This is a genomic window from Nitrospinota bacterium, assembly GCA_016217735.1.
Lineage (GTDB): Bacteria > Nitrospinota_A > UBA7883 > JACRGQ01 > JACRGQ01 > JACRGQ01.
Genome location: JACRGQ010000020.1, coordinates 33462 through 41321, shown reverse-complemented (window position 1 = coordinate 41321; position 7860 = coordinate 33462). Strand labels below are relative to the sequence as shown.

The following is a 7860-nucleotide window of genomic DNA, read 5'->3' as shown; positions in this document are numbered from 1 at the left end:
TCAGATCAAGCCAGAGGACGCGTTAGGAGCGATTGCGCGTGGCAAGCAGTTGGTGGTTGTCGGTGATTCAAAGCAGTTGCCGCCAACAAGCTTTTTTGATCGCGTTGTTGATGGTGACGCCGCCGATCCAACAACTATTGAGGAATCTGAAAGTATTCTGGACACTACGTTGCCCATGTTCCCAGCTAGACGGCTTCGTTGGCATTACCGATCGCAACACGAAAGCTTAATTGCGTTTTCGAATCATTCTTTTTATGAGGGTGATTTAGTGCTATTTCCATCGCCCCATAAGGCAACTGATAGCTATGGCATCAGATATACAAGGGTGTCTCGCGGCTGCTTTATTAACAGGCGTAATATGGAAGAAGCTAAAATCATTTCAGAGGCTGTTCGAGAGCATTTTAAGCATCGGCCGGAAGAGTCTTTGGGCGTGGTAGCAATGAACGCTGAGCAGCGCCTTCAGATTGAAAGTGCTATTGAAATGCTGGCGAAGGATGATGAGGTATTTCAATCGAGCCTGGAAAAAGATTCTCAAAGAGATGAATCCCTTTTTATTAAGAACCTTGAAAATGTTCAAGGCGATGAACGTGATGTGATCTTTATTTCAATGACCTATGGCCCTCAAGAACCTCGCGGAAAGGTTTTCCAACGTTTTGGCCCAATTAATTCGGGAGTTGGGTGGCGTCGCTTGAACGTATTATTTACTCGATCGAAAAAGCGCATGCATATTTTTAGCTCTATGGAATCAAAAGACATTATTGTCGCTTCGACGGCTAACCGTGGCGTACAGGCACTTCGTGATTTTATAGCCTATTGCGAGACGGGCATGCTTTATAGAACAGAACGAGAGAGTGGGCGCGCGCCGGACAGTGATTTCGAAATTGCGGTTATGGCAGCGTTGCGCAATAAGGGGTATGAATGCATCCCGCAGGTTGGTGTAGCTGGCTTTTTTATAGATATAGCAGTGGTTGACCCTGGCAATTCAGGGCGATTTTTAATGGGGATCGAGTGCGACGGTGCCACCTATCATTCGGCAAAATCAACGCGCGATCGTGACCGACTGCGGCAAACAATCTTGGAGCGCCTCGGATGGCGGATACGCCGGATATGGTCGACTGATTGGTTTAGGAATCCACACGATGAGCTTAGGCCGATCATTCGGGAGTTAAGCTCACTAAGAACGGAAAACGTAAAAGGATTTGAGCAGAAATATGAATCAGAAGCTAAGGAAATAAAACAAATAGTCGATGAGGTTGACCAGCAGGAGTCCGCTATCGAAAAGTTTATATCGGAAAATAAGGGGCTTCGGGAAAGGTTAGTTAAGTATGATAGGGAGGTCATTCAGAGAGAATTGCCAAATACTCCCGAGAATCAACGATTACTTCGGCCAGCAATGCTGGATGTGTTTTTAGAGAAGAAACCTACAAGCAAATCTGAATTTCTTGAATGTATCCCCGGCTATTTGAGGCAATCAACCGCTGCTACAGAGGGGCGGTATTTAGAGCACGTGTTAGAGATCATTAATGCTTCAATGGGATAGGTACCCTTGAGAGACATTCGACTGTAGTCAAATTGTAGTCAACTGGAGCGAAATTGGCGGAAATCGCCGGAATTGGCGGAATTGGAAGAAAGCCCGTAACATGCTGATTTTAGCGTGGTAGCGGCCTAATCAGCGCATCTTCAGGCGGTTATAAAAATAGCCCAACCCAGTTTTCTAATCCGTAGGTCGCGTGTTCGAGTCCCGCCGGGCGCACCATTTTCATGCCGTGTTTATGCGGCGCATCAGCGATATATCGAAACTCGTGATGCCGTATATTGTTGGTTATATAACGTATGTATAATGCTAGCAATTATCACGGGTGAAAAGTTGCATGAGTTTAGCAATATCCTCATCCGAGTCCTTGCTTCCCTGATAAGCGGACGGATTTTATAGAGGGAGCGGAAATAAAGAAGCACCTGCGGAGGTGATGGTGTTGAAAAAAATCACTTATTCACGCCGGAGGTGTCGATAGTTGCTTTACCTTGTGATCCGTAAAAAAACCGAGAACGATCTTGGCCGGACGCGTTGCCTCATGGGAAAAGGCAACCGAAGGAGGCGCGGATTTTTGATCGATGCCTAAAGATTCAGTGAACCGTAAATCATTAAAGAACCCCCGGAGTTTTTTCTCAATCTCTTTTTTCAGATGGAACGGATTCAGCGTTGCATGAACTGCCCGGAGCCTTTCCTTCGCCTCATCGGCGGCATGGGAAGAATCCGGCAACCGCTGATAGGGGGTGGCCGGCGTATCGTACTTTTTGATGTACTTTGAGTTCCCCGGGCCGATGACCCGCCCCCATTCGTCTACTTAAGCGCTATCTCAACAAGGGAGAAGTCATGCCTCCGGCATGATGTACACACTTGTATCTGAGAGTGCGTACCCGCCGGGAAAGGGAAGGGAAGGGGGGATTTGGGCGCCCGGCCGGTTAGGCGGCCGGCCGGGCTTTTGGACGCAGTCAAAAGGATACGCGCCGTCTAAACAAGGAGGCGAAAACGGCGTTCCCCTCTTTAACTTCTAATTTCTAAACTCGTATCCCTAAATTTCCGCACGTTCATTTTATGCCCCCGCCGGGGGGTTAGGCCCGGCGGGGGTTGAACAGGACGCAGTGTTTAAAGGCGTCGGTCGAAACAAGGAGGCGAAAAATGTTTGACCGTCCTAACACTCCTTACTTGCATTGTCATTGCCGGGCTTGACCCGGCATCCAGAGGCTTTTTCCTTAAAACTTTCCGGGTTTCCCCTGCTTCATGTCCCCGCCGGAGTTCCGGCGGGAATCATGTCATCCGCTTACCGTTTCAGATTCACCGCTTCCGTCATCATTTCGTCGACCGTGGTGATGATGCGGGAGTTTGCCTGGTAGCCGCGCTGGTTCTGGATCATCTTGACGAACTCGCTGGCGAGGTCGACGTTGGAGAGTTCCAGCGAACTGCCGAGGATCGTCCCCAGGCCGCCCGCGCCGGCGGTGCCGTAGAGCGGCTGGCCGGACTGCATGCTTTCGGCGTAGAGGCTGCCCCCCTGGCGGCTTAGGCCCCAGGGGCTGGGGAAGTCGGCCATCGCCAACTGGTAGAGCGCCTGCGTCTGGCCGTTGGAGAAGAGGCCGCTGATGACCCCCTTGCCGTCGACCGAAAGCCCCTTCAGTGTGCCGGTCGAATAGCCGTCCTGGATTATCGATGTGGTCGTTGATCCGGCGCTATAGCTGGTGATGTCGCCGTACAGCGCGGTGGTCGCCGGGTTATAGAGCGCCCAGGTCATCGTAAGCGGCGCGGCGCCGGTCGGGAAGCCGCTGATCGAAAGGGCCGGGTTGGCCGCCGGTGTTACCATCTGCCCGGCGGAGTCGAACGTCATGGTGCCGGTGCCGCCGGCGCTGATGGTGCCGGAGGAGGCGGCGACCGTGTAGTCCCAGGAAAGCGGCGTGACGGCGCTCTTGGTGAAGCTGTAGGTGAGCGTCACGCGGCCGCCGAGGTTGTTGTACACGTCGAAGCTGGTGCTGAAGGTGGCGCCGGCGCTGGCGGAGGCGTTGAGGTTCGCGCCGATGCGGAACTGCGTGGTGGCTTTGGGCACCGACTGCACGCCGCCGATGTTGATGTTGCTGATTTGGCCGGTGGTGTTCACCACGCCGTTGAGGGTGCTGGTCACCTGGTAGCCCTGCACCACCATGTCGCTGCCGTTCACCAGTTGCCCCTGGTTGTTCAGGGAGAACTGGCCGGCCCGGGTGAAGTATGAGGCGCTATTGGCCTGGTCTTTCACCACGAAGAAGCCGGAGCCCTGTATCGCCATGTCGGTGGCGTTGGCGGTGCTTTCAAAGGATCCCTGCGCCCAGGAGGGGGTGACGCCGGACAGGAATGTGCCGCGCCCCATCTGCATGGTGGTGGATCCGTTTGAAATCGAGTTGGAGAGGATGTCCGAAAACACCGTGCGGCTCCCTTTGTAGCCGACGGTGTTGACGTTGGCGATGTTGTCGCCCGTCACGTTCATCGCGTTGCCGAGCGTCATTATGCCGCTGACCCCGGAATACATTGCACTGTTTAAACTCATGACCAGCCTCCTTGTTTAGTTAAGAAAAATGCCCTTGTTTTTTACCGCCGGGGAGGTTGCCGCCGTGCCTGGCTGGCTTACCTCCATGACGTCGCCTAACTGTATCTTGGTGTTGCCGAGGTTCAGGTATGAAACGCCGTTTTGTATGCTCACGGATTTCACGATGCCCCGCATGAACGTGGTGGCGGGGATGTTGTCGCCGGTGAGGTTCTGCGCGTTCACGCTGAAGGTGTAGGTGCCCGAGGCCACCGGTTCGCCCGCCGCGTCGCGGCCGTCCCACGTCACCGAGTTGTCGCCGCTGTCCTTCGCGCCGGCGTCGATGGTGGCGACCACGTTGCCCTTCGCGTCGCTGATCGAGATGGAGGTATCCGAGGCGTTTTCCGGCAGGCTGAAGGTCAGCGCGCTCGCTTTACCGCCAGAGACGTCGACGCTGTTGCCGGCCGCTTTCACTTCTTTGCCGATCAGGCCGAGCGCCTGGGCGTTGTTCGCGGAGATGCTCGCCTGCGTCATGATGCCCAGATTGCTGTTCACGTTGTAGAGCTGTTCGAGCTGGCTGAACTGCGCCATCTGCGAGGTGAATTCCGTGTTCTGCATCGGCGAGAGCGGGTCCTGGTGCTTGAGCTGCTCGATGAGCAGCTTCAGGAACTGGTCTTTGCTTAAGGTGCCGGCGGAGGCGCCGTTCGCCGAACCGCCCGGAAGCAGGCTTCCGTTCGACGCTTTTTGCGGGGTTGCGGAGGTTTCGGCGCTTGAACTTACTATCATGGTTTTTCTCCTATGCCGTGAGGCTGATCCGGTGACCGCCGGCCGGGCGGCGCATGGACGGGATGTTTACCGCCGGTTCCGCCGCGCGCGGAGCGGTGCCGGTGAAGGGGGTCTTTGCCGCCGCTTCCCATTGGGACTGGTTCGGGTTTTGCGAATTGCCGCTGTTCCGCTGATCGACGGAGACCTGCATTTTGTCCACGGTGATTCCCTGTTGGCGCAGCACGTCCTTGAGCTGGTCGAGGTTCTGCTCCACCACCTGCTTGACGGCGTGGTTTTCCACCAGGATGCTCGCCGTCACGGATGAGTCGTGCATCGTCAGCTTGATGTCCACGTTGCCGAGTTCTTTGGGGTTCAGGCTGATTTTGGTCTGCGTGGAGTTGGGGAACTGGAGAATGCTCGCCTTTTCCACGATCTGGTTCATGACCTTGGCGTTGGGCTTTGCCGTTTCCGCCGCCTGCGTTTGCGCGGCGGCGTGGGCCGCTTCGGCCTTCGTTCCGTGCGCGGCGTTGGCGCCGGCGGTTTCGCCCGCTTTGCCCGGCGCGGCGCTGAAGTCGGCTTTTGGGGCCGCGTCGGTTTTCGTTCCCTGCGCGGCGGCGCCGGCGGTTTCGCCCGCCATGCCCAGCGCGGCGTTGAAATCGGTTTTTTGGGCCGCGTCGGCCGCGGTTTCGTTTTGCTGCGCGGCGGCCGTTATCTGGGCATTTGCCTGACCATTGAAGGAGTTCCCTTTGTTGCCGCCGTTATCGGATTGCGCGTGGTTTTGCGCGGCATCCTGCACGGCGGCCTTGCCCATATCGGCGGCCGGGGAGCCGCTGGGCTGGGTTTGGCCGGACTGCTTGGCGATATTGGCGTTTTTGGGCGCCGCGGTGTTATCGGAGGTTTTGGCGTCATTGAAAGAAACGGAAGAAATATTGAGTTGGGCGAAAAAATCCTGTTTTTGACTGTTATCCAGTTTCAGCACGCCGGCGATTTTATCCATAACCGCTTGCGCCGTAACGGCGTTGCCGCCGGTGGCGTTCATGCCGAGCATCGTGGCGAGGTTCTGTTCCTTGCCGCCCGCCATGAGGGCCGTCAGTTGCGGCGCGCCACCCTGATCCGCCGTGACGGATACCTGCATCTGCTTAAGTTCGTTGACGCTGATGTTAAGCGCCTGGGCAAGCTGTTGCACCTGCTGGTCGTCGAGGTTCAGCGATTTAATGACGTCTTCCATCTTCACCGGCTGTTGCGTTTTATCCGCTCCCTGCTTGGGCTGCTGTGCCGTGGCGGCCTGCTTGGCGGTGTGCGCGGTGTTGTCCGCGTCGGCGTCGTTTTCATTCGATTCGTGGGATTCGTTGCCCGCCGCTTTCGCGGCCGCGGCGGCGGTGTCCGCCTTCGCCGGCGGATTGGCCGGTTTCTGGGCGGCTTCTTTTGCCGCATGCGCTTTTGCGTTTGACGCGGTGGAGGACGCGGTAACCGTCTTATGTGTGGAAGTGGAACCGGCAGGCCGCAGGGCGGCCTGTTTCGTGTCGCTGGCGGTGAAGGCGTTGAGCAAGGTGGCAAACGCGCCGGTGCTCACCGGTCCGAATGCTCCCGCCATAACCGCCATCGCGCCAGTCCCCGTTGCCTGGGCAGTGTCTATCGCCTTCTTCGCTTCAACTTTCATATTTTCCTCTAAAGTTTTTCTTCCTGTTCACCGAGTCAAAAATACAAGAGCTGTGCCACTGTTGCATCGTGTTGATTGTAAGCGTGTTGTTGTTTTGCGCCCGCACTGCGGGGCATAAAACTCCCGGTCATTCCATCCCCATCCGGCAAAAACTGCCCGGTTTTACCCGGTGAAAAAAGCTGGTGGGATATCTTTTCTGTGCCCGCATCCTCTCATTTTCGAAATGAGCCGTTTTTAGTGGGAACTGGGGCATGGGACGTGAGCGGGGGCTCTCATCCAAGCAACTGGGAGGGCGGCGCAGATTCAGCAACTGTGGGTACTGCGTCAATATTCTGTGGCCCACGGTTTGCTTTTACCTTTACTTAGTGATGTTTGAGGATTACGTTTTTTGACGTTCGCGTGATGTTGGCCGGACGTTTTTCAGAGAGTGGGAGAAAAACCCAGGAAAAACCAGAGGTTGCCGGTAACGGCACGGGCTTTGCTCTATGTAGGTTAGGCAAAAACCATGTGTTGGGAATTTTGACGCTATGAAGATTTTTGGTTTGACGACAAACGGGCTGGAACTGGCGGGCCGCTCGCTCGACTTTGTGTCCGCCTCGGCGGCGCGGGCGGCGGCGAACATCGCCAATAGCGCCACCCCCGGCTACAAAGCCCAACAGGTAAGTTTTGAAGGGGCGATGGCCGAAGCGCTCAAAACCCCGGCCACGGGGGGAATGGCGAAGACACATCCCGGCCACCTGCCGGTAACCGATATTCAGAGAGTAATGCCAGCGATGACGGAAGGTGATTCCTCCGCGCGGCTGGATGGCAACACGGTGGATTTGGATCAGGAAGTGACCCGGGTGGCGGAAATGAATCTCAGCTACTCCGCCTATACCACAATCGCCAACAAGCAATTGGGTCTTTTAAAAAGCGCGATTTCGCTTTCCGCGCAGTAATTTATTGAAGGAGTGACGCCATGGATTTGATGTCGGCAATGAAAGTGGGGGCGGCGGGGCTGAGCGCGCAACGCACACGGATGAACGTGGTGAGCAGCAACCTCGCCAACGTGAACACCACCCGCACGCCGGAAGGGGGGCCCTACCGCCGCAAGGAAGTGATTCTGGCCGCCACGCCGGTTGAACACGGGTTCGGGAAGGCGCTGGCGGAATCGGTTTCGCAGCCGACCGTGGTCGCCATACAGGACGACAAGGGGGAGTTTCAGAAGGTGTACGATCCCAGCCACCCGGATGCGGACGCGGGCGGGTATGTGAGCATGCCCAACGTGAACGTAATGAAGGAAATGGTGGATATGCTTTCCGCCACGCGCGCTTACGAGGCGAACGCGGCGGTGATTAACACGGTGAAAACGATGGCGCAGAAGGCTATTGATATAGGGAACCGCTAAGC

The 7860-nt window shown here is 56.2% G+C and carries 7 protein-coding genes; 3 read left to right on the top strand and 4 right to left on the bottom strand.

Going from position 1 to position 7860, the window contains the following annotated elements; translation table 11 throughout:
• Positions 1–1540, top strand: a 1540-nt coding sequence (locus HZA03_03210) for an AAA family ATPase (protein MBI5636962.1), incomplete at its 5' end; no start/stop codon positions are given.
• 451 nt (positions 1541–1991) lie between these two features.
• Here HZA03_03210 and HZA03_03205 read toward each other — a convergent pair.
• From HZA03_03205 to HZA03_03190, 4 genes are all read right to left on the bottom strand, one after another.
• Entirely contained in the window at positions 1992–2261 is a 270-nt protein-coding gene (locus HZA03_03205) for a hypothetical protein (protein MBI5636961.1), read from the bottom strand.
• Between the two features lie 561 nt (positions 2262–2822).
• Positions 2823–4070 carry a flagellar hook protein FlgE gene (locus HZA03_03200; GenBank protein MBI5636960.1) on the bottom strand — a complete coding sequence of 416 codons (1248 nt, stop codon included), beginning with the start codon at positions 4068–4070 and terminating at the stop codon, positions 2823–2825.
• Between the two features lie 15 nt (positions 4071–4085).
• Positions 4086–4832: a flagellar hook assembly protein FlgD gene (locus HZA03_03195; protein ID MBI5636959.1), complete on the bottom strand. Its 747-nt coding sequence runs from the start codon at positions 4830–4832 to the stop codon at positions 4086–4088.
• Positions 4833–4842: 10 nt separating this feature from the next.
• Complete coding sequence (locus HZA03_03190; protein ID MBI5636958.1) at positions 4843–6471, bottom strand: flagellar hook-length control protein FliK; 1629 nt, start codon at positions 6469–6471, stop codon at positions 4843–4845.
• Between the two features lie 527 nt (positions 6472–6998).
• Here HZA03_03190 and flgB point away from each other — a divergent pair.
• Positions 6999–7409 carry a flagellar basal body rod protein FlgB gene (gene flgB / locus HZA03_03185; protein ID MBI5636957.1) on the top strand — a complete coding sequence of 137 codons (411 nt, stop codon included), beginning with the start codon at positions 6999–7001 and terminating at the stop codon, positions 7407–7409.
• A gap of 20 nt (positions 7410–7429) precedes the next feature.
• On the top strand, positions 7430–7858 hold the full coding sequence (flgC, locus tag HZA03_03180) for a flagellar basal body rod protein FlgC (protein ID MBI5636956.1): 429 nt from the start codon (positions 7430–7432) through the stop codon (positions 7856–7858).
• The last annotated feature ends 2 nt before the right edge of the window (positions 7859–7860 follow it).

What these genes read in the sequence shown, in the direction of transcription:
- flgB (MBI5636957.1), top strand. Translation starts at nt 6,999, where the DNA reads ATGAAGATTTTTGGTTTGACGACAAACGGGCTGGAACTGGCGGGCCGC.
- HZA03_03200 (MBI5636960.1), bottom strand. Translation starts at nt 4,070, where the DNA reads ATGAGTTTAAACAGTGCAATGTATTCCGGGGTCAGCGGCATAATGACG.
- HZA03_03190 (MBI5636958.1), bottom strand. Translation starts at nt 6,471, where the DNA reads ATGAAAGTTGAAGCGAAGAAGGCGATAGACACTGCCCAGGCAACGGGG.
- flgC (MBI5636956.1), top strand. Translation starts at nt 7,430, where the DNA reads ATGGATTTGATGTCGGCAATGAAAGTGGGGGCGGCGGGGCTGAGCGCG.
- HZA03_03195 (MBI5636959.1), bottom strand. Translation starts at nt 4,832, where the DNA reads ATGATAGTAAGTTCAAGCGCCGAAACCTCCGCAACCCCGCAAAAAGCG.